This window comes from Mesorhizobium sp. L48C026A00 (assembly GCF_000502375.1).
GTDB classification, from domain to species: Bacteria; Pseudomonadota; Alphaproteobacteria; order Rhizobiales; family Rhizobiaceae; genus Mesorhizobium; species Mesorhizobium muleiense.
The window spans coordinates 488,669-510,549 of record NZ_AYWU01000002.1 but is presented as its reverse complement, the minus strand read 5'-3'; the positions used below and the strand labels follow the sequence as shown (position 1 = coordinate 510,549).

The following is a 21,881-nucleotide window of genomic DNA, read 5'->3' as shown; positions in this document are numbered from 1 at the left end:
ATCCCGAAAAGTGGAAACCGGTTTTCGGAAGATCATGGTCCAATAAAAAAACTTCATCCGCGCGGCAGGATGCGCCGGATGACGGTTTTTTCCGCGGGCGGCTTCGAAGCGCCGATCGAATAGGCCGAAAGCACGGCGGCGGCGGCCGCCTCGGCATCCCCGGCATTGCGGGCGTGGACCAGCGCCAGCGCCTCGCCGGCCCGCACCTCCGCGCCGACAGGCAGCAGCCGGGTGATGCCGACCGCATGGTCGATCCTGTCGTCCGGCCGGATGCGCCCGCCGCCAAGCCCGACGACGGCAAGCCCGATGTCGCGGGTGGAGATACCGGTGACGAANGTGACGAAGCCGTTTTCGGTCGCCTTGACCGCAAACTCCATCGCCGCCCTCGGCAGGTGTTTTTCCGGGTTCTCGACGAAGTCGGCCGGACCGCCGAGCGCCGCCACCATGCGCGCGAAGACGGCGGCGGCACCGCCGCCGGCAAGCGTCTCGGCGGCGCGCCGCATGCCGTCCTGGTTGGACGAGACCAGCCCGGCCGACTGCAGCATGTCTGCGGCCAATGCCACCGTCACATCCTCCAGGCGCCGGTCGCGGAAGCGGCCGGTGAGGAAATCGACGGCATTGCGTACCTCGACCGCGTTGCCGGCTGCCGAGGCCAGCGGCTCGTTCATGCCGGTGACCAGCGCCGAGGTCTTCAGGCCGGCGCCAGTGGCGACTTCGACCAGGCTGTTCGCCAGTGTCGTTGCGTCGCGCGACTTTTCCATGAAGGCGCCGTTGCCGACCTTTACGTCGAGCACCAGCGACTGCAGGCCGGCGGCCAGCTTCTTCGAGAGGATCGAGGCGGTGATCAGCGGCACCGATTCGACGGTTCCCGTCACGTCGCGGATCGCATAGAGCCGGCGGTCGGCGGGCGCGAGATCGGCGGTCTGGCCGATGATGGCGCAGCCGGCTTCGAGCACTGCCTTGCGGAATCCCGCGACATCCGGCTGGCTGGTATAGCCCGGGATGGCGTCCATCTTGTCCAGAGTGCCGCCGGTATGGCCGAGGCCGCGGCCGGAAATCATCGGCACATAAGCGCCGCAGGCAGCGACGATCGGCGCCACCAATAGCGAGACATTGTCGCCGACGCCGCCTGTCGAATGCTTGTCGGTGACCGGGCCCGGCAGGTCCGACCAATCGAGCACGTCGCCGGAATCGCGCATCGCCAGGGTCAGCGCCACCGCCTCGTCGCGGCTCATGCCGTTGAAGAACACCGCCATGGCGAAGGCCCCGACCTGCCCGTCCGAGACGGTGCCGGCGGTGAGGCCTTCGATGAAGCTGGCGATCTCCTGCGTCGACAGCTTGTGGCCGTCGCGCTTGCTGCGGATGATTTCCTGGGGAAGCATCAGGCCGGGACCTTACGCTCCGGCAACCCATCCTGGAACACACGCTGGAGGATCGTCGCCAGCCGCGCGCCGCCAATCGGCGCCATGTCCTTGGTCTCCTGGTGCGAAAGCTCCGCCCCTGTCAACCCTGCGGCGAGATTGGTGATGACCGAGCAGGCGGCGACGCGCAGGCCGAGAAAACGGGCGAGAATGACCTCCGGCACCGTCGACATGCCGACGGCATTGGCGCCCATGACGCGCGCCATGCGGATCTCGGCGGGCGTCTCGAAGCACGGCCCCGAAAACCACATATAGACGCCCTTGTGCAGCGCGGTGTCCGTCGCCTTCGCCGCCGTCTCGATCGCTGAGCGAAGGCCGGCATCATAGGCTTCGGTCAGGCCGACGAAGCGGCGGTCGCTCGGCTCGCCGATCAGCGGATTGGAACCCGAGAAATTTATGTGGTCGGTGATCAGCATCACCGAGCCCGGCCCCATGCCCGGATCGACCGAGCCGGCGGCATTGGTGAGGATCAGTTGCGAGATGCCGAGGCCGGCAAGCACTTCAAGCGCCGGCCGCATCGCCGCCGCGTTGCCGTGTTCGTAGTAGTGAGCGCGGCCGGACAGCATCAGCACAGGCGTGCCGGCAAAATGTCCCGCCACCACCTCGCCGTCATGGCCGGTGACGCCGCTTCTGGGAAAGCCCGGCAATTCGCCATAGGAAATGCGGACAGGATCCTCGACCTGGTCGACAAGCCCGCCAAGGCCCGAACCCAGCACCAGCGCGGTGGCGGGCGCCAGCCCGTCCAGCCTTTCGACCAGACGATCCAGCGCTTCCTTCATGTCAACCAGCTCTTCATTTCAACCAAGCTCCTCATTTCAACATTTCGCCCTGAAAGCCGTAGGGCAGCATCTCGCCCATGGTCACGGTTTCGACCACGCCGGCATTGTCGCAAAGATAGAGTTTGGTTTCCGGCCGGCAGAATTCGGCCAGCCGCTGCCGGCAGCCGCCGCAGGGCGAGCATTTAGCCATGCGCTCTGCGATGACAGCGATCTCCGTTATCCTGCCGCCGCCGGCCATGATGAAGTGGCCGAGCGCGGTGGTTTCGGCGCACCAACCTTCCGGATAGGACGCGACCTCGACGTTGGCGCCGGTAAAGACGCGGCCGTCCTCGGTGCGCAGTGCCGCCCCGACCGGGAATTTCGAATAGGGCGCATAGGCCTTGGCCATGGCGGCCTTGGCCTCTTCGAACAGATCATGCGACATTGTTTTTCCATTGCATGATCTTGTCCGAAAACCGGCTTCTACATTTCGCTGACGCTGACCTGCGGTTCGAAATCACGCTTAGCGTTCCTTGACATAGGGCACGCCGCCGGCGCGCGGCGGAATTGCCTTGCCGATGAAGCCGGCGAGCAGGATGACGGTGAGGATATAAGGCAGCGCCTGCATGAGCTGCACCGGCACCTTGCCGATCAGCGGCAGCGGCGTGCCCTGCAGGCGGATCGACAGCGCGTCGAGGAAGCCGAACAACAGGCAGGCGAACATGGCGTTGACCGGCTTCCACTTGGCGAAGATCAGCGCGGCCAGGGCGATGTAGCCCTTGCCGGCAGTCATGTCCTTGACGAAGCCGCCATTCTGCACCATCGACAGATAGGCGCCGGCAATACCGGTGAGCACGCCGGTGCAGATCAACGCCCGGTAGCGCAGCCAGGCGACCGAGATGCCGGCGGTGTCGACCGCGGCCGGGTTCTCGCCGACCGCGCGCATGCGCAAGCCGAAACGGGTGCGGAACAGCACCCACCAGGTGAACGGCACGGCGAGGAACGCGACATAGACCAGCACGGAATGGCCGGAGATCAGTTCCGAATATATCGGTCCGAGGATCGGCACGCCCCTGAGCGCGTCCGCGCCGGGCCAGACGATCGCCCCGAACCGCTCATCCGATGCCAGAGCCGGCGTACGTCCACCTTGCTGGAACCAGGCCTGGCCGAGCATGATCGTCGATCCGGCGGCGATGAAATTGATCGCCACGCCGGAGACGATCTGGTTGCCGCGATGGGTGATCGAGGCAAAGCCGTGGACCAGCGCAAAAGCGACCGAGATGAGGATGGCCATGCCGAGGCCGATATAGGCGGAATGGAAGACGGAGGCGGAGGCAGCACCGGCGAAGGCGCCGACCAGCATCTTGCCCTCGAGCCCGATGTCGAAAATGCCGGCCCGCTCCGAATAGAGACCGGCGAGGCAGGCGAGCAGCAACGGCACCGACAGGCGGATGGTCGAGTCCAGAACCTGGATGATGGCGTTGAACAGATCCATCTCAGGCACCCTTCCTCTTGATCGCTTCGATGCCAACAGATCTCGGGCTGAGCGAGGCGAACAGCGCCTGGACATAGGGCCGGAACATATGCTCGAGCGCGCCGGCGAACAGGATGACCAGGCCCTGGATGATGACGATCATGTCGCGGCTGATCGCCGGCATTTCGAAGGCGAGCTCGGCGCCGCCCTGGTACAGCATGCCGAACAATATTGCGGCGAGCACGATGCCGACCGGGTGCAGGCGCCCCATCAGCGCTACTGCGATGCCGACGAAACCGGCGCCCGAAACGAATTCGAGCGCGACATTGTGCTGGTCGCCCATCGTTGGGTTGAGCGCCATCATGCCGGCCAGCGCGCCCGAAATCATCATGGCGACGATGATGATGCGGGTTTCCGAAATGCCGGCATAGCGCGCCGCTTTCGCGCTGTGGCCGTAGGTGCGCATCTCGTAACCGAGCCTGGTGCGCCAGATCAGCACCCAGACCAGAAACGCCATGGCCAGCGCCAGCAGGAAGCTGATGTTGAACGGCGCCGAGCGGATCTTGGCGCCGAACAATTCGATGACCCAGTTGAGCTTTGGCAGTTGCGCGCCGTCGAGGAAGGTGCGTGTCTGCGGCGCCATCGAATTGGCCGGCTTCAGGAATCCGACCAGCGCGTAGACCATGACGCTGGCGGCGATGAAATTGAACATGATGGTGGTGATGACGATGTGCGAGCCGCGCCTGGCCTGCAGATAGGCCGGGATCAGCGCCCACAGCGCCCCCATCGCCGCAGCGGCAATGATCGCCAGCGGAAAGGTGAGCCACCATGGCAGCACGCTGTCGAAGGCCAGGCAGACGATGCCGATGCCGAGACCGGCGATATAGCCCTGGCCCTCGCCACCGATGTTGAACAGGCCGCAATGCGCGGCAACCGCCACCGACAGCCCGCTGAAGATGAAGGTGGTGGCGTAGAACAGCGTGAACGCAATGCCTTGCCCACGGCCGAAGGCGCCCTCGACCAGGACGGCGGCAGCGCGGAACGGATTTTCGCCCACCAGAAGCATGACGAGGCCGGCGACGATGAAGGCAACGGCGAGATTGATCACCGGGATCAGCCCGTAATCCGCCCAGGCCGGCAGCTTGGCGTAAGGCGTGCTCATTCCGCCGCCTCCCGGTGCTCGACGCCGGCCATCAGCAGTCCAAGCTCGCCTTCGCTCGCCTCGGGGCCGCGCTCGCCGACGATGCGGCCGGCAAACATCACCAGGATGCGGTCGGAGAGCGAACGGATCTCGTCGAGCTCGACCGACACCACCAGCACCGCCTTGCCCTGATCGCGCATGGCGATGAGCCGCTTGTGGATGAATTCGATGGCGCCGACATCGACGCCGCGCGTCGGCTGGCCGACGATCAGCACGCCCGGGTCCTGTTCCATTTCCCGCGCCAGCACAATCTTCTGCTGGTTGCCGCCGGAGAAATTCGCGGTCTTGAGACGGCAGTCCGCCGGGCGGATGTCGTATTTGGCGATCTTGTCCCTCGCGTCGTCGCGGATCGCGTCGATGTCGAGGAACGGTCCCTTCAGGTATCGCGGATCGTCGTGATAGCCGAGTATCGAATTCTCGTTCTCCTCGAAGGCCAGCACCAGCCCGACATGATGACGGTCTTCCGGGACATGGGCGAGGCCGCGGTCGCGCAGTTCGCCGGGATCGGCGGCCCCGGTCAGATCGATCGGCTTGCCGTCGAGCATGACGGAGCCCGAGACGGCGCGCCTGATGCCGGAAATCGCCTCGAGCATTTCGGATTGCCCGTTGCCGGCGACGCCGGCGATGCCAACGATCTCGCCGGCGCGCACATCGAAGGAGACGTTGTCCACCATGGTGACGCCACGCGAATCCTTCACCGTCAGGTTCCTCACCGCGAGCTTGACCCCGCCGGCTTCAGCCTCGCCCTTCTCGACCCTGAGCAGCACGCGGCGCCCGACCATCAGCTCGGCCAGTTCCCCGACCGTGGTCTTCGTGGTTTCCCGTGTCGCCACCATCGTGCCCTGGCGCATGACCGAGACCGTGTCGGTGATCGCCATGATCTCGCGCAGCTTATGGGTGATCAGCACGATCGTTTTACCCTGCTCCTTCAACTGCCTGAGGATGCGGAACAGATGGTCGGCTTCTGCGGGCGTCAGCACGCCCGTCGGCTCGTCGAGAATCAGGATCTCGGCGCCGCGATACAGCGCCTTGAGGATTTCGACACGCTGCTGCAGTCCGACCGGCAACTCCTCGATGATCGCATCGGGATCGACCTCCAGCCCATATTCGCGCTCGAGCCGTTCCAGCTCGGACCGCGCCTTGGCGATGCTCTTCTTCAGCAGCGCATCGCTTTCAGCGCCGAGAATGACGTTTTCCAGCACCGTGAAATTGTCGACCAGCATGAAATGCTGATGTACCATGCCGATGCCGAGCGCGATGGCGTCGTTGGGCGATTTGATCGACGCCGGCTGGCCGCCGACGCGGATCTCGCCGCTGTCGGCCTGATAGAAACCATAAAGGATCGACATCAGCGTCGACTTGCCAGCGCCGTTCTCGCCGACAATGCCGTGGATGGTACCGCGCGCGATCTCCAGATTGATGTCGCGATTGGCGCGGACGGCGCCAAAACTCTTGTTGATGCCGACCAGCTCGATTGCGGCTTGCGCCATGCGGCCTTTCCCATCGTATTTTTATCGCTTGGTCAAAACGCCTAGCATGACGCCCCGCCTGTGCCAATTGCCGGAGCAGCGTTCACTCTCGACAAATCCCCGCGCGCTTGTCAATTTCGAACGTGGCCGCAGCCTGCACAATCGCTTGGATCGAGGATTTCAAATGACCATGCCCGACGACCGGCTGACGACGCTGGAAATCCGCGCCGCCGAGCAGGAGAAGACCATCGAGGAACTGTCCGGCCAGATCGCCGAGCAGTGGAAGGTGATCGAGCGCATGCAGCGCAAGCTCGATGCGCTGGCCGACCGCTTCCTGGCGCTGGAGGAACAGAGTGCGTCCGACGTGCCGGTGACCAAGCCGCCGCATTGGTGAGCGACCGAGGATGAGCAAAGGCTAACGGCCGAGCCTGCGCGTCATCAGCAGCATTGTCCGGCCATCCTGCTCGAATGTTTCGACCGCATGCCAGCCGAGCGTAGCGTAGAAATCGCGAGCTTCCCAGGTATAGAGATAAAGTTTGCTGACGCCGGCCGAAGCGGCATGCGCTTCGATCGCCCTGACCAGAGCCCGGCCGATCCCGCACCGCTGATGCTCGGGAACGACAGCCAGCCCGGCAAGCCATGGCGTCAGATCATGCGCCGGCTCGAGTTCATGGCGGACCAGCAAGCAAGTCCCGACCGGGACACCACCGATCCGGGCAACCAGCGAAGCCTCGAAGCCGTCGCCAGCCAACAACTTTCGCAGCCCCGCCGTGTCCTCCGTCAGCGTTCATCCGGTGCCCTCAAAAAATACAGCGAGCCGCAGTCGCGCAACCATCTCGACGTCGCCCTCGTGCATTGGTTCGATTGTCTGCTGCATCGGTGTCCTGAATGGCTGATATTGTTTGGAGGAAAAACTGCTGCCCCAAACAAAACCGCCGGGACCATGCCCCGGCGGTTCGCAATCAGTGTCGGGTCGATCAATAAGGGCAGGAATTGTCCGACATGTAATCATGCACCTTGATGGTACCGGCGATGATGTCGGCCTTGGCCTTTTCAACCGCCGCCTTCATCGCGTCGTCGACAAGCGCCTTGTTGTTGTCGTCCATGGCGTAGTCGACACCGCCTTCCTTGAGGCCGAGATCGTTGATGCCGCCGGTGAACTTGTCGTTCTTGGCGTCCATGAAGGTGTTGTAGACGGCGACATCGACGCGCTTGACCATCGAGGTCAGCACCTTGCCGGGCTGCAGTCCATTCTGGTTGGAATCGACGCCGATGCCGAGCTTGCCGCCGTCGGCCGCTGCCTGCAGCACGCCAACACCGGTTCCGCCTGCCGCTGCGTAGATCACGTCGGCGCCCTGGTCGATCTGCGTCTTGGCGATCTCGCCGCCCTTGGCCGGATCGTTCCAGGCTGCCGGCGTGTCGCCGGTCATGTTCTGGATGACATCGGTCGCGCCGGCCGCCTTAGCGCCACCGACATAACCGCAGCCGAATCGGCGGATCAGCGGAATGTCCATGCCGCCGATGAAGCCGACCTTTTTGGTCTTCGAGGCCATCGCCGCCATCACGCCGACGAGATAGGAGCCTTCCTGCTCCTTGTAGACGACGGAGCGGACGTTGGGCTTGTCGACGACCATGTCGATGATGGCGAATTTGGTCTCGGGAAACTCGACGGCGATCTTCTCCAGCGCATCTGCCCAGGAGAAGCCCGCCATGGCGATTGGATTGCGGCCATCCTCGGCGAAACGGCGCAGCGCCTGCTCGCGCTGGGTGGCGTTTGAGACCTCGAATTCCACATAGGCGATGCCGGTTTCGGCCTTGAACTTTTCGGCGCCGTTGTAGGATGCTTCGTTGAATGACTTGTCGAACTTGCCGCCGAGATCGTAGAGAAGTGCTGGCTGGATGTCCGCGGCGAAGGCCGGAAGAACCATCGCAGTTGCGGCCAGGAGGCCGAGAACGATACGTTTCATGTGATCCACACCCTGTCGGTTATTTTTCCGTTATGCACCGCCTGCCTGCCCGGTTCTCCGGCAGGCAGGCGACATCAGACAGGAGTGTCTTCCTCCCGCTTCGGGCCAATCTGGCACGGCCCGAAGCAAAATTCACGCGGAATTTTGACCTGTTGGAAAAGCCGGGATCATCGTCCCGCCAAGGCCTCAGGCGGAGACGGCAGCCGGGATGGCGCAGGTGACGCCGGTGCCCTGCAGATTGCAATAGCCGTAGGGATTCTTCGCCAGATATTGCTGGTGGTCTTCCTCGGCGAAGTAGAATTCCGGCGCCGGAGCGATCTCGGTGGTGATCTTGCCGCGCCCGGCGCCGCGCAGCGAGGCCTCGTAGGCGTCGCGCGAGGCGATCGCCGCCTGGTATTGCGCATCGCCGAAGGTGTAGATCGCCGAGCGGTAGGTGGTGCCGACATCGTTGCCCTGGCGCATGCCTTGCGTCGGATCGTGGCTTTCCCAGAACAGCTTCAGAAGCTGTGCATAGGACACGATTTTTGGGTCGTAGACGACCAGCACGACTTCGGCATGGCCGGTCAAACCGGTGCAGGTTTCCTGGTAGGTCGGATTGGGGGTGACGCCACCGGCATAGCCGACGGCCGTGACCCATACGCCCTCGACCTGCCAGAACATGCGTTCCGCGCCCCAGAAGCAGCCCAGCCCGAACATCGCCTTCTCCAGCCCGTCGGGATAGGGGCCCTTCAGCGGCCGCTTCGAGACAAAATGATTGGATGCCGTCGGGATAGGATTGGCGCGACCCGGCAGCGCCTCGGCAGGTTTCGGCAGGTTGAGCTTCTTGTTCAGCATGTCGCTGAGAAACATGTGCAGTCTCCCTTCTCTTTGGTTGGGGACGCCTTGGTTGGGACGCCAGAAGATCTTTAACAACAAATTATCAAGTCTAGGCGAACCGCCCGGTCGCCCGCTCCCGCCGGTAGCCGATCATGTAGAGAATGAAGGCAAGCACCGCGAACACCGCGAAACCGGGCTGGTTGAGCACCCAGGCGATGGCGCCGTCCCACAGCAGCGGACCAAGCCTGTCGCGGACGAAGCTTTCGAAGGCGCTTCGCGTATCCGGCGCGACGGCGAGCCAGCTCGTGTTGAGCGGGGTCATGACCAGGGCGGAGGCCGCCACCGAGCGCGTCGCGTCCATCACCGCCATGATGACCGAAACCGAAAGCGCAACCATTGCGGCAAGACGGAAGACGAAGCGGAACATCCAGACCCTACCTCCCCGCAAGCTTCAGAAATATCTGTATCGGCCTGATAAATAGGATCTGCGAGCTTTATCCGCAATCGCGACACGCGAAGTTGAACCTGCGCCGCCGGTTTTCGCCGCTCGGTCGGCCAAGACGACGCCGCCGATCGCGGCGATCGGCTACCAAGGCAGCGCTGGTGGGATGGTCAGAGCATCGCTGTCCGACAAAGCGAATAGAGTGCTGTTATGTCTTGGCATTCGGCACCGGATCGACTAGATGAGCCCCGCGCCTGTTGCTTTGACGGCTCAGGTGTGGGGAAAAGGTGTCCGCTGGTTGACGGCGCCGACGGTGCGGAGTTCCGGACCGGGAATCCCCAAGGAGACGGCATCTCCCCAACCCGCGCGGCGAAACCGGCCGTAGCGAAAATGCCAGGACGGAGAGGTGGCCGAGTGGTTGAAGGCGCACGCCTGGAAAGTGTGTTTACGGGAGACCGTAACGCGGGTTCGAATCCCGCTCTCTCCGCCACATTTCCCTACTAAAAGGTTGTTTTAGCTGAGAAATATCGATCGTTGTCGAATTTACTTGCACCTTCCTTGCACCTTCGGTTGGCGCTTTGCGCAGGCCCGATCCGCGACAGCCTGCCGCATTCTCGAACCATCCGAAACGACGCTTCCGCCTGCATTCGCGTCAGGCAGTTTCCCCTTCACCAAACGTGGTTCAACGACGGACGCCACGGCGGTGAACGCAAGTAGTGTACGGCGGGTGACTTCGGGCATGCGTCATATCCTTGCTATCTGACAGGGCCGGCCGGCGCAACACTTCGGAAAGGCGCTCTAGGACGCGACTACATCGTTTGCTGACGAAATGTATCCGCATTGCTGGCCGGTTCCCTAAAAGCCGAAAAGAACGCAGCGTGGTGGGCCCCACAATCCGCACCCACCCCGCCTTCGGACAAGCTTCCCCGGGGGTCAACCGGCACGGACAAGGATGCCTGCTTCGCGCACCCATCAGCGGCGGTGTGGCTTCTAGCCGCAAGCAATTGCTTGAAGCAGTTCCCGACACCACATGGTGTTCCATAGCCAGCCAAGCGAGATGAACTCGCCCGACGCAGTCGCTGCCCTCCACGGTGGAAATCAGACTATTGGATCATGGCGATGACGTACGGCCAACCTTTAGGAACCAGAAAGACATCATGCCTGAAAATACCAGACTGCCAACAAGTGACGTCCCCCTCATCAAGCTGGGCAGTTGTCAATGCCGCTTCCCGGTTCGCGAAGATCGGTCAGTGCCCGGCGGTCACCGCTTTTGTGCTGGGCCAACTTCGCCTGACCGCGTGTACTGCGATCACCACCACAGCATCGTGCCCGCCGTCGAGCCTCGTCGAGCCCGTTCGGGTTTCCACCTCGCTCAANCCCGGCGGTCACCGCTTTTGTGCTGGGCCAACTTCGCCTGACCGCGTGTACTGCGATCACCACCACAGCATCGTGACCGCCGTCGAGCCTCGTCGAGCCCGTTCGGGTTTCCACCTCGCTCAACGACGCGCCGCGTAAGTAGATACCGGGCGGCTGCACCTCGAACCGGTCTCAAGGGCTCGATGTGATGCTCTCCCACGTGTTCGGGCACCCACATCGTCGGGCCGAGCAGTCCAAGAGAGCCGCAGAACCATCCGCTTTCCATTGAACTCGCTGGAGCCATCGAATTGCGGTGGCTGCCGGTGACAATGGTATCAGCCACGCATCATCGAGTGCAGGATGGCCTGCATGTGCTCTTCCAGGTCAAGTTCGCCCCGTGCCTCAGTGGCTAACAGATACTCGGCCTTGGCTCGGCGCTCGCCTCGACTGATCGCAGGATAGGAGCAGATGGCCAGCAATGCGTCCTCTTCAATCCGGTCTGCCCTCTTGCGGTCGTGGCTGCTGCTGTCCGTTCGATGAACAACCCTGTGGAGCGCGACATAGGCGGCCTCATGGGCTCCGATTAGCGCCTGCAATTCGGGTGAGGCACGTTCCCCTTCAGCAAACGTCGGGTCAACAACCGAGGCTACGGCCGTGAACGCAAGAAGTGTACGGCGGGTGATTTCGGGCATGCCTCATATCCTTGCAGTCTGATCATGCAGGAACACCATAGCACCGAAACAACAGTTCGGAGAGGCGCTATGGAATGGGGCAGCGTTGTCTGCTGACAAAAATGTATCCGTTCCCGCAGTTGCTTGCCTCGCCTACTGCTGGCCGGTTGGGCCTCTGAAAACTGAAAACACGCAGCGTAATGGGGACGCAGCAGGCGAGGAAAAGAAATAGTGCACTGTCACCGTAATTGCCTATAGATCAGCCGAAAGCTTGCTTTTGAGGGGTCATTCCGGTTCGAAATGAAGGCCGCCGTCATGAGGCGGCGAGGCGCTACGTCGTTCTTGCGCGGCGGTTATGACTTCCTATCGCCGTTTGGATTTGGTGCCGGAGCCTCGCGCACGTCTCGTGGCGGCGGGTCCACATGTTCAGGCTCCGGCGACGCTTTCTTGTCGGGACGACGGACAGGTGTCTTCTTCGGGGCGGGCTTCGGTGGCGGGTCTTTGATTTTGTTTGGCATATCCAGTTAACCGGATCGCCAAGCTCTGGTTCCGGTGTGCCCATCAAAAGGCCCCGCCACCGTGAGGCAGCGGGCGACGGGTGGAATGCGGGAACGGAAGAAGACAAAAGGTGCACTGTCACCGGAAAAAAACTTCAGGTCCCGGCGGCGGCAGAAAGGCAGCAAGGTCGGACCTACTTCGAGGAAGGTTACTGGAGAAAATACGGCAACGTTGTCTTGTGTCCATTCCGGTCGAATTCCGAAGCAAAGCTGTAAGACCTCGAGAACTCGAAGCTGACCTTGTCGTAGAGGCCGGGTTTGTTGGAATAATCCTGCAACTCTTTAAACAGGATTTTCTGATCGAAAGGCCAAGCCAATCCTTCGGCCACGCTGCGCACCTCGCCGCAACCGACCTCGATGTCGACGACAGTCTTTCGCGATTGGACGTCCCCCAGAAAATGAAGTTGTTTATGACGGTCGGCGCGTTTGGTGTGCCCGCAGCTGTTCAGCTTGAAAACCTCCACAAGATACTTGACTTGTTTACCGACAATCTTCCTATTTTCTTGATAATATATATATATCTTGGTTTGCCTTACCCGCTGGATCAAATATTCCCTCTTGCACTGCGGTGCCGAGATTGAATTGTAGAATATCAGGTAGTGTACTGCTCTGTTGGCTCCAGATTCCTTCCGAAATCCTTTCGCATAGTAATCATCCAGGAATTGGTCTATCTCGACGCCAGCTTTCGCTGCGGGCTCCTTTTCCTCACGGTACACCTTGTTTTTGCTGTAGGTTTTCGGATCGTCCAAGGCTCCCGACTGCCTGGTGTCGCCTTCCATCCCTCGGCGCAATGTGACCTGCTCCAGGATGATCTCCGATGCCGATAAAGGTACCGAAAAGAGCACAATGCCCAGAGACAACAGATACTTCATACTTCACGCACCTCAGGGATAGCATGAGCCACGGCAGACAGTTGAACCGGGACATTGCGGCCAATTCGCGGCCTGGTTGCCGCCCATCCGGGCATGTCCGTAGCGGGCTCGATCGTCGCATAATACAGCGGTGGGCACGCCCATTGCCGAGCGCCCCACACAGATCCGACGAGCCCAATCAAGGCAAGGGGCATACGGCTCCTGCTTCGGCTAATTGACGGCGAAGCGCTGGTGCAGCCAAGGATGAAGGTTTGGGCAGCCAGTCATTGGCCAGCCGCGTGAACCAGGTCACGACGTCGTTCTGGCTGCGGTGCCGAAGCGCCCGTCGCTCAAAGGGGGCAGACAAAGCGCACTAGCTCTCGTCACCGAAACCCAGCAGCGACGCATTGCGTATGTGGCTGTGGTCGCCGCGAAGATGCCTGATGCGCAGCTTCACCCCGGGCCTGAGCCATTGTGTCCCCGGCCGTTTCTTCATGGCCTCTGGCGGCGGCCCGGCGTGCTCCCGAACCCGCTTGAACAGCCGCTCCTTCATGTCGCGGCCGAGGCTGATCAGGGCGGAACCGACATATTTCCCGGTGCCGGGCTGTGCCAAAAGGGCGAAGGCTGCCTCGCCGGGCTGGCGCTCGACGCCCAGCAGTTCGAATTCATCGACTGTGAAGCTCTTGGTCTTCAGCCAGTTCGAGGTCAGGCCGCTGCGATATTTGCTGTCGGCGCGCTTCGAGACAATTCCCTCAAGCTCGACCTCCTCGACGAGGTGGAAGAGCGACCGCGCGTCACCAGGCAGGACCTCGCTAAACCGAATCCGGCTGTGCGGCTTGATGATACCGCTGAGAATTTCGCGGCGCGCCTTGCAGCCGACGTCGCGCAGATCATGGCCGTTCAGGTGCAGAATGTCGAATGCGCACAGGTACATGCCGTAGGGATTGTTGTGGACGGCGTTCTGGAGCGCGTTGAAGTCGGGCATGCCGGCCTTGTCGGTGACGACCGCCTCGCCGTCGATGATGGCGTTCTTGACCTCAAGCTCACCCGCGGCTACCACGATCCCCAGATATTGACGCGTCCAGTCCTTACCGGTTTCGGTATAGACGCGGATATCCTCGGGGCCGTTGATAATGATCTGGGCGCGGTAGCCATCCAGCTTGATCTCATGAATCCAGTTGTCACCCTCGGGCGGCATGGCCACCAGCTTGGGCTCCATCGGGGGAATGAACTCTAGCCGGCCGGTGCCGACATCTGCCCGCCTGCGCATGGAACCCAGTCTAGGTCATCGGCGTATATTAGCCATAGTCAATATTAGAAAATTCTAAAGGACGTGCGATATGGCAGACGACCAAAGCAAAAGCGACTTTCGTGACCGCAACAAGCTATCGGCGAGCTCGACTATGAGGTGAACTTTTTCGCTCTGCAGAACAACATCACGCCGGAGCAGGTGCGCGAACTGATCCGCAAGCACGGCAACGATCGGGCAGCCCTGACCGCCGCCGCGAAGGCATTGCCGGCACAATGATGACCAAACGCTCAGAGGTGCCGCGAGCCTTTTTGCTGGCTCAGCAATATCCTGACATCGTTTAGCGTGGAACCGCAGGCATTCCCAAGACTGAGCGCGCCGTTTCGGCGGAGAAAACCACGAACGCAAAGATGAGCACGCTGGCAGCGACGATCATTGAGCCGGTGGCGACGATCGGCTCAAGCGCCGGATTTCCATGCAGCATCAAGTAGAGGGCCGGCAACATCACCACCAGGCCAAGATTATAGACGCCATAATGGACCATTGCGATACTGCGGGCGGCTTTTGCCGGGTTCAGGGCGGAGTACCCACCGAAGATTGCACTTGTTACCCATCCCAGGAGATTGATGTGTGCGTGAGCCGGGTAGGCGCCGTGATTGCCTGAAATTGCCATTTGCAGGCCGGCTGCAATTCCCAAAATAAGAAAGACGATCGCTGTCTTGAAAAAGAGTTCCGAGATTTTCGGCATGTCATGTCCTCCCAACCCGTTGCTGGCGGCCCGGCAGCCTGTTGGGGGTGACCGGCTGGCCGCCGGGCCTAACCGGCTTGCGCCGGCTGATGAAAACATGCGCTCACACTAATATAAATGCAACATCGAGATACCGGGTGCGCACAGCGGAGTTTGACGATCTGGACTCCCGTCCCAAAGCGGGCGGCCGGAAAGCGATTTCGGTTCAATCGTCCGCGTGGAAAACGCTAGCCAGGACGCCGCAGGTGTTCGACAAGCGCGCGCAGCTTCGGCGCGACGTTGCGACGGCTCGGATAATAAAGGTAGAAGCCGGCAAAGCGCGGGCAATAGTCGACGAGAACCGGCACCAGTTCGCCCCGAGCGATCCACGGGCGAAAGCTTTCCTCCATGCCGAAAGTGATGCCGGCTCCGGCAATGGCGAGCTTTATCATCAACGCCATGTCGTTGGTCGTGATCGCCGGCGCGACCGCGACGCTGAACTCCTTGCCGTCCTCGGCGAATTCCCAGCGATAGGGCGCGACCTTCGGGGCGCGACGCCAGCCAATGCAGCGATGGCCCGCGAGTTCCTGCGGATGCGACGGCTCGCCAAACCGATCACGATAGGCCGGCGCGCAGGCGGCCAGCTGCCGCTCGTCACCGGCGACAGGCACCGCGATCATGTCCTGCTCGATCACCTCGCCGAGCCTGACGCCGGCATCGTATCCCTCGGCGACGATATCGAATTCCTCGTCCGTCACCGTGATGTCGATCCGGACCTCGGGATTGGCTTCGGCAAAGGTCGCCAGGAACGGCCCTGAAAGAAAGCGCTCGGCGATCGACGAGACGGCGAGCCGCAACTGCCCGCGCGGACGCCCGCGCAGGTCCCCGGTGCTCTCCATCGCGGCGCGCATGTCGGCGATGGCGGGCGCTATCTCGGCGTAGAGGCGTTCGCCAGCCTCGGTCAGGCTGACGCTTCGCGTCGTGCGCTGGACCAGCGCGATACCGAGCGTCTCTTCCAGCCGCTTCATCGTCTGGCTCACCGCCGAGCGGGTGACGCCCATCCGGTCCGCAGCCGCGCGAAAGCTCCGCTCCTCGGCGACGAGGGCGAAGACGGCAAGCGCATTGAGATCCGGCTGCATTGGTTAGCTGTGCTTTCGACGCTGTAAACAAATGGGCGTCTTATCGCAACAGTGAAGCAGATCCATCTTCGTGGCAATCGCTGCATGGCGGTTCGCAAGATCAACCAGACCGAGACCGAACATGTCCCTCAACCCAAACTTGTCCCCCAACAAAGTCGTGCTCATCACCGGGGCTTCGAGCGGCATTGGCGCCGCCATCGGCCGGGAGCTCGGTGCCGCAGGAGCAAAGGTCATGCTGGGTGCGCGCCGCACCGGTCGGCTGGACGCGCTCGCAGAAGAGATCAGGGCAAAGGGCGGGGAGGCAATGACACGCCGCCTGGACGTGACCGACCGCGACGATGTCGCCGCTTTTGCCGATGCGGCGCGCCAGGCCTGGGGACGAGTCGATGTGATCGTCAACAATGCCGGCGTCATGCCGTTGTCGCTGATGGCCTCGATGAAGGTCGATGAATGGGACCGAATGGTCGACGTCAACATCAAGGGCGTGCTCTACGGCATCGCTGCGGTGCTGCCGCAGATGACGGCCCGAGGCTCCGGCCATGTCGTCAACGTCGCCTCCATCGGCGCGCTTTCAGTATCGCCGACAGCCGCGGTCTATTGCGCAACCAAATACGCGGTCCGCGCCATCTCCGATGGCTTGCGGCAGGAGCACGACAACATCCGCGTCACCTGCATTCATCCCGGCGTGGTCGAGAGCGAGCTCGCCGACACGATCACCGATCCGGTCGCGGTGGAAGCGATGAAGACCTATCGTGCCATTGCCCTGCAGCCCGACGCGATCGGCCGTGCCGTGCGCTTTGCCATCGAACAGCCGGACGATGTCGACGTGAACGAGATCGTCATCCGGCCGACAGCCAGCAAGTAGTCCCATGAAACAGATTTCCATACTTGCCGCTGCCGTGCTTGTTGCCGGCGCGGCCGGCTTATCCGCACAGAAAGGCTTCGCCCAAATGAATATCGCGCAAAATACCGCTGCCAGACCTTCGGCAAGCCACCCCTATGTCGGGATGTGGGTCACGGCCGATGGCCATATCCGCCACAACTTGCTTCCAAATGGTCGCTATGACGAAGCGCGCGGGAACCGTAAGAGCGCATACCAGGGGCGCTATGAGATCCGGGGAAATCACATCGACTACTGGGACGACACCGGCTTTACCGCTGACGGAACGTTCATTGACGGCGTGCTGCACCACGCCGGCATGATTTTGTATCTGGAGAAGTAGATGACGTTCGTATTTCGATAAAAAGGTTTCGCATGGCGCCGCTGCACCATATGTCTCTGGTGCTCAGCCAAAAACAGGGGCTCACCTTGCCAACCGAACCACGTTCTCCACGTCTTGCAGTGCTGATCGACGCGGACAATACCTCGGCCAAGATTGCCGACGGTTTGTTCGAGGAAATCGCGAAGATCGGCGAGGCAAGCGTCCGTCGCATCTACGGCGATTTCTCCAGCACCCGCTCAAAGGCATGGGCCGATGTGCTGTCGAAGCATGCGATCATCCCGCAGCAGCAATTCGCCTACACCACCGGCAAGAACGCATCCGACATCACGCTCGTCATCGACGCCATGGACCTTCTCCACAGCGGGCGGTTCGAAGGCTTCTGCCTGGTGTCGTCCGACAGCGATTTCACCCGCCTAGCCGCTCGCATCAGGGAGCACGGGATCGACGTTTATGGGTTTGGCGAGCAGAAGACGCCGGAGACTTTCCGGCAGGCTTGCCGCCGGTTCGTATACACCGAGAACCTGCTGCCGACTGCGCCAGCCAACGCGAACGATGCGGCGCCAACGAAGTCCTTGCAGCCGCCCAGCGCCGCGACGCCGATCATCACCAGGGTCATTTCACAGATGGGAACCGAGGACGGCTGGGTGCCGCTCGGCATTGTCGGCAATCAGCTCGCCAATCTGGCATCCGACTTCGATCCCAGGACCTTCGGCTTTCGCAAGCTGAGCGATCTCGTGCGCAAGACCAATGCCTTTGAGATCGATCATCCCGAGGGTGGAGCGATGCGCATAAGGGTCAAGCCAGCTGCGAAAGGCAGAGAGAAATCGAGGTCGGCAGCATCGCGCTGAGCCCTGCAAAAAGCTAGCTGTCCCAGTTCGATTGGTGTCCGATTGGCCTCTGGTCGGACCACAATTTCGCTGGCGAAAACCACCATTCGGCGTATTATTCTCGTGGCAGAGAGTTCATGGCGGAGGAGGCCAATGGACATCGTTTCGAAAGCGCCTGTCGTTGACTTGCCGGCCCATGAACTCGTTTCATCTGCGCTTTCAAAATTCCGCGCCGGCGACACCATATCGACCAGAGCCGCAATAGATACCATCCGCCGGGCAGGCCCAGCTTGTACGGACAGCGACGACCAACTGGTCGAGCTTATCGTCATGACCGCAATTGGCAGGACCATGGGGATCGTGTTCGACCATCGGTGCCGCTGATGCACATCGCCCGGCCCGCAATTGGCTTGCGCACTGTCTAAAATGAGACTGGCGACATAAGCCACTCCGTAACCATGAATTGTGATCGGGATGGATCGCGCCATTCGCTGTCGGAACGAATAACTCCGCTGCGCCGTTGCTGTCCTTGGAGTCGAGGAGTGGCGGCAATGCGTGATGAACAATTCGACGTTCCGGTGACGATCGAGAGCGAACGCACCGGACGCCGGCTTTCTGTGACGAGGACGGTCCAGGCGGCCTCGCTTCTGGTCGACAAATGGCCAAACGAAAAGCGCGGGCCGAAATATCGCGCGGCCTTGAAAGCCATGATGGATGCGATGGAGCAGCGGCGGGCGGTTGGGACTGCGCGGCGGGCATTCACGGCGGCAGCCAAGGAAGCCCATGTGTTTGTGCGCGAAGGGCGGCGTTAAAGCGCTTCACGTCGCATTGCTGTCGCTATGCATGTCGTTGTCCCAAAACCGCTGCGCACTTTTGGGCGACATGCATTGCTCCTGTTTATTTATGTCGTTGTCCCAAAACCGCTGCGCACTTTTGGGCGACATGCATTAAGGAACCTCACGAAATCTCCGCCGTTATGCTCAAGGTCCAATGGAGGAGAGAACTGCCATGCCCGACGACAAGACCAAGACCGACAACCGCGATCGCTCACAAGTAGCCGGCGACGAAGACTATGAGGTGAGGCATCTCGCCGAGGAAGCCGGCATCACTCCCGACCAGGCTCGCACGCTGATCAAGCGCCACGGCACCGACCGCAAGGTGCTGAACGAAATCGCCAAGAGCATAAAGGCATTGTGATGGCTGACAAACGGACCGCAATGGCCGATCGGAAGAAACGCCAACCGGACGACAAGGAGGCCCTGCGACTGGCCGAGACAACTGACGTTTCGCCCAACCAGGCGAAGGATCTGATGCGCAAGCACGGCAAGGACAGCGCCAAGGTCGAGAAGGAAGCCAAGAACTTCAAGGCCGAAGGCTGAGCAGCCGATTTGGCGGAGCGAGTCCGCCCTCGTTCCCGCATCAGCTTCGCACCCGCCAGCCATTCGCACGCTGGACGACTGCCCCATCCCATTCTTCGATCAACTCGGCTGGAAGCGGGCGTATGCGGACGACTATGCCGTGATCTATACGCGAAATCGCTGATTTTCGGCGGCTTCGTCCCGCCGCACGGCTTCTCTTTGAGCGCCGCGCTGAGAGCCGCGACGGCAAATCCTTTATAGGATTCTTATTTCTTTCCTCTTCGCCACGTCTCGAACCTTTATGGGGTTTGGATCCATATTTCGTCGGGAAGGACACATCTCGGTCGCCATTATCATCGCGACAGAGTGTCTTCACATGACTTCAACGCTGCCCGGCTGCAGGCAAGCCAGTGCAAAAACGAAAATAAGGAACAGCTCCGATGGACATCATCGTTCTCGGGATAGGGTTTTTGTTTTTCGCCCTGTTCTTCGCCTTCGTCAAAGCCTGCGACAGTCTTTAGGCGGAAGGACCGCAACATGCTTGTCGACTATATCCTCGGTGGCGCTGTGACCCTGTTCCTTCTCGTCTACCTGACATACGCCCTCATTCGCCCAGAACGTTTCTAACGGCAACTGGCGCAGGCACGGAAGGCTATTTCAATGACTTTCAACGGATGGATGCAGATCCTCGTCTATTGCGGGATCGTCGTTTTGCTGGTGAAGCCGCTCGGCGGCTACATGTATCGTGTTTTCAGCGGCGACCGCACGTTCCTTTCGCCGATTTTGGGCCCTGTCGAGCGGAGCCTTTATCGCATATCGGGGACCAGCGAGCGTGAGGAGCAGCACTGGACCACCTATGCGGCGGCCTTGTTGTTCTTCAACCTCGCCGGCTTCCTGGTGCTCTACGCCCTGCAACGGCTGCAAGGCAGCCTGCCGTACAATCCGGCCGGCATGAGCGCCGTCGAACCCGGGCTCGCCTTCAACACCGCCGCCAGCTTCATGACCAACACCAACTGGCAGAACTACGGCGGTGAAAGCACGATGTCCTATCTCGTGCAGATGGCCGGCCTCACCGTGCAGAACTTCCTGTCCGCAGCGACCGGCATCGCCGTCGCAATCGCGCTGATCCGCGGCTTCACCCAGGCTTCCGGCAAATCGATCGGCAATTTCTGGGTCGATATGACCCGCTGCACCCTTTACCTGCTGTTGCCGCTCTGCATCGTGCTGACGCTGGTCTATGTCTATCTCGGCATACCGCAGACGCTCAGCGCCTATCTCGAAGCCACAACCCTGGAAGGCGCGCGGCAGACGATCGCGGTCGGGCCAGCAGCCTCGCAGATCGCCATCAAGATGCTCGGCACCAATGGTGGCGGCTTCTTCAACGCCAATGCCGCGCATCCCTTCGAAAACCCCGACGCGATCTCGAATCTTATCCAGATGGTTTCGATCTTCGCCATCGGTGCGGCGCTGACCAACGTATTCGGCCGCATGAACGGCGACCAGCGCCAGGGCTGGGCGATCTTGACGGCGATGGGCGTCCTGTTCATCGCCGGCGTCGCCGTCTGCTACTGGGCGGAAGCATCAGGCAATCCGCTGGTGCATGCGCTGGGCATCGACGGCGGCAACATGGAAGGCAAGGAAACACGCTTCGGCATCGCCTTGTCGGCGCTGTTTGCGGTGATCACCACCGCCGCGTCCTGCGGCGCCGTCAACGCCATGCATGACAGCTTCACAGCGCTTGGCGGCATGATCCCGATCATCAACATGCAGCTCGGCGAGGTCATTGTCGGCGGTGTCGGCGCCGGTCTTTACGGCATCCTGATGTACATCGTGATCGCCGTCTTCGTTGCCGGACTGATGGTCGGACGCACGCCCGAATATCTCGGCAAGAAGATCGAGGCCAAGGAGGTCAAGATGGCGATGCTCGCCATTCTCTGCCTGCCGCTGGCGATGCTGATCTTCACCGCCATCGCGGTGGTGCTGCCGACCGGCGTCGCTTCGATGGCCAATGCCGGCCCGCACGGCTTCTCCGAAGTTCTCTATGCCTACACCTCGGCTGCCGCCAACAACGGCTCGGCCTTTGGCGGCCTGACCGGCAACACGCCCTGGTACAACATCACGCTCGCCATCGGCATGCTGATTGGCCGCTTCCTGGTCATCATCCCGGCTCTGGCGATCGCTGGTTCGCTGGTCGCCAAGAAGACGGTGCCGGCCTCCGCCGGCACCTTCCCAACCGACGGGCCGCTGTTCGTCGGGATGCTGGTCGGCGTCATTCTGATCGTAGGCGGCCTCACCTTCTTCCCGGCGCTGGCGGTCGGACCGATCGTCGAGCACCTGGCTGGCATCCACGGGCAGACTTTCTGAACCGTCCCACC

The 21,881-nt window shown here is 61.6% G+C and carries 26 protein-coding genes and 1 tRNA gene; 12 read left to right on the top strand and 15 right to left on the bottom strand.

The features are described 5' to 3' along the window. Window positions 1–53: 53 nt before the first annotated feature. From deoA to X738_RS49485, 6 genes are all read right to left on the bottom strand, one after another. The gene (gene deoA / locus X738_RS49510) at window positions 54–1,382 is read right to left on the bottom strand and encodes a thymidine phosphorylase (protein WP_023797503.1); all 1,329 of its coding nucleotides are present in this window, start codon (window positions 1,380–1,382) and stop codon (window positions 54–56) included. Continuing rightward, window positions 1,382–2,200 carry a purine-nucleoside phosphorylase gene (locus X738_RS49505; RefSeq protein ID WP_023797502.1) on the bottom strand — a complete coding sequence of 273 codons (819 nt, stop codon included), beginning with the start codon at window positions 2,198–2,200 and terminating at the stop codon, window positions 1,382–1,384. The genes deoA and X738_RS49505 overlap by 1 nt, the downstream gene beginning before the upstream one ends. A 31-nt stretch (window positions 2,201–2,231) precedes the next feature. Further along, window positions 2,232–2,624 carry a cytidine deaminase gene (gene cdd / locus X738_RS49500; RefSeq protein WP_023797501.1) on the bottom strand — a complete coding sequence of 131 codons (393 nt, stop codon included), beginning with the start codon at window positions 2,622–2,624 and terminating at the stop codon, window positions 2,232–2,234. A gap of 78 nt (window positions 2,625–2,702) precedes the next feature. Next, window positions 2,703–3,674: an ABC transporter permease gene (locus X738_RS49495; RefSeq protein ID WP_023797500.1), complete on the bottom strand. Its 972-nt coding sequence runs from the start codon at window positions 3,672–3,674 to the stop codon at window positions 2,703–2,705. A gap of 1 nt (window position 3,675) precedes the next feature. Next, entirely contained in the window at window positions 3,676–4,815 is a 1,140-nt protein-coding gene (locus tag X738_RS49490) for an ABC transporter permease (protein WP_023797499.1), read from the bottom strand. Further along, complete coding sequence (locus X738_RS49485; RefSeq protein ID WP_023797498.1) at window positions 4,812–6,344, bottom strand: ABC transporter ATP-binding protein; 1,533 nt, start codon at window positions 6,342–6,344, stop codon at window positions 4,812–4,814. The genes X738_RS49490 and X738_RS49485 overlap by 4 nt, the downstream gene beginning before the upstream one ends. A 163-nt stretch (window positions 6,345–6,507) precedes the next feature. Here X738_RS49485 and X738_RS49480 point away from each other — a divergent pair, with 163 nt between their 5' ends. Beyond that, entirely contained in the window at window positions 6,508–6,717 is a 210-nt protein-coding gene (locus X738_RS49480) for a SlyX family protein (protein ID WP_031254215.1), read from the top strand. Between the two features lie 21 nt (window positions 6,718–6,738). Here X738_RS49480 and X738_RS80705 read toward each other — a convergent pair whose 3' ends face one another. The 4 genes from X738_RS80705 to X738_RS49465 form a co-directional block, all read right to left on the bottom strand. Next, window positions 6,739–7,074: a GNAT family N-acetyltransferase gene (locus X738_RS80705; RefSeq protein WP_245277592.1), complete on the bottom strand. Its 336-nt coding sequence runs from the start codon at window positions 7,072–7,074 to the stop codon at window positions 6,739–6,741. Between the two features lie 226 nt (window positions 7,075–7,300). Then, window positions 7,301–8,290 carry a BMP family lipoprotein gene (locus X738_RS49475; protein WP_023797496.1) on the bottom strand — a complete coding sequence of 330 codons (990 nt, stop codon included), beginning with the start codon at window positions 8,288–8,290 and terminating at the stop codon, window positions 7,301–7,303. A 186-nt stretch (window positions 8,291–8,476) separates the two neighbouring features. Further along, window positions 8,477–9,139, bottom strand: coding sequence for a peptide-methionine (S)-S-oxide reductase MsrA (msrA, locus tag X738_RS49470; RefSeq protein ID WP_023797495.1), 663 nt, complete (start codon window positions 9,137–9,139; stop codon window positions 8,477–8,479). Window positions 9,140–9,215: 76 nt separating this feature from the next. Next, window positions 9,216–9,533: a hypothetical protein gene (locus X738_RS49465; protein WP_023797494.1), complete on the bottom strand. Its 318-nt coding sequence runs from the start codon at window positions 9,531–9,533 to the stop codon at window positions 9,216–9,218. A 415-nt stretch (window positions 9,534–9,948) separates the two neighbouring features. On the opposite strand from X738_RS49465, the gene X738_RS49460 reads away from it, so the two are divergent. Beyond that, window positions 9,949–10,038 (top strand) — tRNA-Ser (locus X738_RS49460). Between the two features lie 1,201 nt (window positions 10,039–11,239). Here the strand turns inward: X738_RS49460 and X738_RS49455 are convergent. The 3 genes from X738_RS49455 to X738_RS49445 all read right to left on the bottom strand — a co-directional run bounded on the left by X738_RS49455 (window position 11,240) and on the right by X738_RS49445 (window position 14,253). After that, window positions 11,240–11,596, bottom strand: a complete 357-nt coding sequence (locus tag X738_RS49455; protein WP_023797493.1) for a hypothetical protein — start codon at window positions 11,594–11,596, stop codon at window positions 11,240–11,242. Between the two features lie 685 nt (window positions 11,597–12,281). Further along, window positions 12,282–13,004 carry a hypothetical protein gene (locus X738_RS49450; protein ID WP_023797492.1) on the bottom strand — a complete coding sequence of 241 codons (723 nt, stop codon included), beginning with the start codon at window positions 13,002–13,004 and terminating at the stop codon, window positions 12,282–12,284. A 352-nt stretch (window positions 13,005–13,356) separates the two neighbouring features. Next, window positions 13,357–14,253 carry an ATP-dependent DNA ligase gene (locus X738_RS49445; protein WP_051407697.1) on the bottom strand — a complete coding sequence of 299 codons (897 nt, stop codon included), beginning with the start codon at window positions 14,251–14,253 and terminating at the stop codon, window positions 13,357–13,359. 138 nt (window positions 14,254–14,391) lie between these two features. On the opposite strand from X738_RS49445, the gene X738_RS86785 reads away from it, so the two are divergent. Then, window positions 14,392–14,511 carry a DUF3606 domain-containing protein gene (locus X738_RS86785; RefSeq protein WP_023797490.1) on the top strand — a complete coding sequence of 40 codons (120 nt, stop codon included), beginning with the start codon at window positions 14,392–14,394 and terminating at the stop codon, window positions 14,509–14,511. Window positions 14,512–14,572: 61 nt separating this feature from the next. Here X738_RS86785 and X738_RS49440 read toward each other — a convergent pair whose 3' ends face one another. Continuing rightward, on the bottom strand, window positions 14,573–14,980 hold the full coding sequence (locus X738_RS49440) for a hypothetical protein (RefSeq protein WP_023797489.1): 408 nt from the start codon (window positions 14,978–14,980) through the stop codon (window positions 14,573–14,575). Window positions 14,981–15,207: 227 nt separating this feature from the next. Further along, window positions 15,208–16,098 (bottom strand): LysR family transcriptional regulator, encoded by an 891-nt coding sequence (locus tag X738_RS49435; protein WP_023797488.1) that lies wholly within the window; start codon window positions 16,096–16,098, stop codon window positions 15,208–15,210. Window positions 16,099–16,237: 139 nt separating this feature from the next. On the opposite strand from X738_RS49435, the gene X738_RS49430 reads away from it, so the two are divergent. The 9 genes from X738_RS49430 to kdpA all read left to right on the top strand — a co-directional run bounded on the left by X738_RS49430 (window position 16,238) and on the right by kdpA (window position 21,870). Then, window positions 16,238–16,963, top strand: coding sequence for an SDR family oxidoreductase (locus X738_RS49430; RefSeq protein ID WP_023797487.1), 726 nt, complete (start codon window positions 16,238–16,240; stop codon window positions 16,961–16,963). A gap of 85 nt (window positions 16,964–17,048) precedes the next feature. Then, a complete protein-coding gene (locus tag X738_RS49425; protein ID WP_156941535.1) occupies window positions 17,049–17,321 on the top strand; it encodes an Atu4866 domain-containing protein in 273 nt (90 codons plus the stop codon). Window positions 17,322–17,407: 86 nt separating this feature from the next. Beyond that, complete coding sequence (locus X738_RS49420) at window positions 17,408–18,169, top strand: NYN domain-containing protein (RefSeq protein ID WP_023797485.1); 762 nt, start codon at window positions 17,408–17,410, stop codon at window positions 18,167–18,169. Window positions 18,170–18,301: 132 nt separating this feature from the next. Beyond that, on the top strand, window positions 18,302–18,532 hold the full coding sequence (locus X738_RS49415; RefSeq protein WP_023797484.1) for a hypothetical protein: 231 nt from the start codon (window positions 18,302–18,304) through the stop codon (window positions 18,530–18,532). A gap of 167 nt (window positions 18,533–18,699) precedes the next feature. Next, the gene (locus tag X738_RS49410; protein WP_023797483.1) at window positions 18,700–18,960 is read left to right on the top strand and encodes a DUF982 domain-containing protein; all 261 of its coding nucleotides are present in this window, start codon (window positions 18,700–18,702) and stop codon (window positions 18,958–18,960) included. Window positions 18,961–19,156: 196 nt separating this feature from the next. Further along, window positions 19,157–19,345, top strand: a complete 189-nt coding sequence (locus X738_RS49405; RefSeq protein ID WP_023797481.1) for a DUF3606 domain-containing protein — start codon at window positions 19,157–19,159, stop codon at window positions 19,343–19,345. Beyond that, the gene (locus X738_RS49400; protein WP_023797480.1) at window positions 19,345–19,527 is read left to right on the top strand and encodes a hypothetical protein; all 183 of its coding nucleotides are present in this window, start codon (window positions 19,345–19,347) and stop codon (window positions 19,525–19,527) included. The genes X738_RS49405 and X738_RS49400 overlap by 1 nt, the downstream gene beginning before the upstream one ends. A gap of 516 nt (window positions 19,528–20,043) precedes the next feature. Then, window positions 20,044–20,133 carry a K(+)-transporting ATPase subunit F gene (locus X738_RS49395; protein WP_023797479.1) on the top strand — a complete coding sequence of 30 codons (90 nt, stop codon included), beginning with the start codon at window positions 20,044–20,046 and terminating at the stop codon, window positions 20,131–20,133. A gap of 33 nt (window positions 20,134–20,166) precedes the next feature. Beyond that, window positions 20,167–21,870 (top strand): potassium-transporting ATPase subunit KdpA, encoded by a 1,704-nt coding sequence (gene kdpA, locus X738_RS49390; RefSeq protein ID WP_023797478.1) that lies wholly within the window; start codon window positions 20,167–20,169, stop codon window positions 21,868–21,870. The last annotated feature ends 11 nt before the right edge of the window (window positions 21,871–21,881 follow it).